Raw genomic sequence first — 1,474 nt, 5'->3', positions numbered from 1 at the left:
GGCGCCGGTGACGTGGGAGTGCAGCACCCGCCCGGCCGGCGCCGCCAGGAAACCGACCGACGCGCCGATCAGGCGGCCGTCCTCGTAGGCTCCGGCCACGTAGTTGCCCGCGTGCGACAGCGCCCGCATGAGCTCGACGGTGATGGGCGCGCTGCCCGGGTCGGGGTGCCAGATGTCGTCGAACAGCCGGAAGACCTCCTCCAGCTCCTCGATGGAGTGGAGTTCGCGCAGCTCCACGCCGTTCACCCGGGCACCGCCCGGAGCGGGCCGGTCAGTGGTGCCGCTCATCCGAGCACCCCCCGGATCAGGCCGGTCAGCAGCGCCGTACGGCCGGGCATCTCGGCCACGACCACGTGCTCGCTGACGGCATGGGCGCCGCCGCCCACCGCGCCGAGCCCGTCGAGAGTGGGGCAGCCGACCCCCGCGGTGTAGTTGCCGTCGGATGCTCCGCCCACTCCGACGCCGGAGAGGGGGGCGAGTCCGAGGCCGGCGGCGATCCGCTGGGCGAGGGCGAACAGCCCGGCCGACGAGGCCTCCTCCAGGGGAGGGCGGTTCGGCCCTCCCAGGACCTCCAGCCGGGTCCCGGCGAGCCGGGGGGACAGGGCCCTCATCAGCTCGTCCACCCGTGCCTGCGCGGCGAGGGTGGGCACCCGCACGTCCACCGACACGCGGGCCAGCGCGGGCACGGTGTTGACCGTGGTCCCCGCCGACAGCACCGTGGGCGTGACGGTGGCCGGTCCCAGGCCGCCCGCTCCGCCGGACGACGCCGCCCCCGGTGCCGCGGGGTCCGGGGGAAGGGGCAGTCCGCGCGCGGCCGCGGGTGAGGTCTCCGCCGCCGTCACGCCTGGACGACCGCCGTCCACCTGGTCGGCGATCCCGGCGACGGCGAGGATCTGGTGGGCCAGCTCGATGGCGGCGTTGGCCCCCTTCTCCGGCTCCAGACCCGCGTGCGCGGCCCTGCCGTGCACCACGAGCTCGTAGATCGAGGTGCCCTTGCGGGCGGTCTTGAGCGCCCCGCCGTCGGCGCTCGCCTCCAGCACGAACGCGGCCGCCAGGCCGCGCGCCGACTCCTCGATCAGCGCGCGTGAGGACGGCGAGCCGACCTCCTCGTCCCCGGTGACCAGCAGGCACACCCCCTCCGGCGACGGCAGCGCGGCCAGCGCGTGGAAGGCCTGCACCAGCCCGGCCTTCATGTCGAACACGCCGGGCCCGCGCGCGATCCCGTCCACCAGCGACCAGGGGTGATCGGCCAGCGTGCCGACCGGCCAGACGGTGTCGTGGTGGCCGACCAGCAGGACCCGGGGCGTGCCGAAGGTCCACCGCAGATGGGTGACCCCGTCGATCACGATCGTCTCGGGGCGCCCGCCGAGCCTCCTGACCCCCTGGTCGGCGACCACCCGGGCGCTGCGGGCCACCGCCTCGTGGTCGGCGGAGAACGACTCGCACGAGACGAGCTCCTCCAGATCCTCCAGCA

General features: G+C 75.5%; 1 protein-coding gene and 1 pseudogene. Both read right to left on the bottom strand.

Annotation, left to right across the window (positions count from 1 at the left end; translation table 11 throughout):
* Positions 1-288, bottom strand: a pseudogene (locus BM085_RS42505) (GNAT family N-acetyltransferase); the annotation flags it as partial.
* On the bottom strand, positions 285-1,472 hold the full coding sequence (locus BM085_RS42500; protein WP_093892381.1) for a M20 family metallopeptidase: 1,188 nt from the start codon (positions 1,470-1,472) through the stop codon (positions 285-287). The pseudogene BM085_RS42505 and the gene BM085_RS42500, both read right to left, overlap by 4 nt.
* Between the last annotated feature and the right edge of the window lie 2 nt (positions 1,473-1,474).

Origin of the sequence: Streptosporangium canum, from assembly GCF_900113865.1 — a bacterium.
GTDB lineage: Bacteria > Actinomycetota > Actinomycetes > Streptosporangiales > Streptosporangiaceae > Streptosporangium > Streptosporangium canum.
The sequence above is the reverse complement of the archived record's forward strand: the minus strand, read 5'-3'. Positions and strand labels throughout refer to the sequence as shown.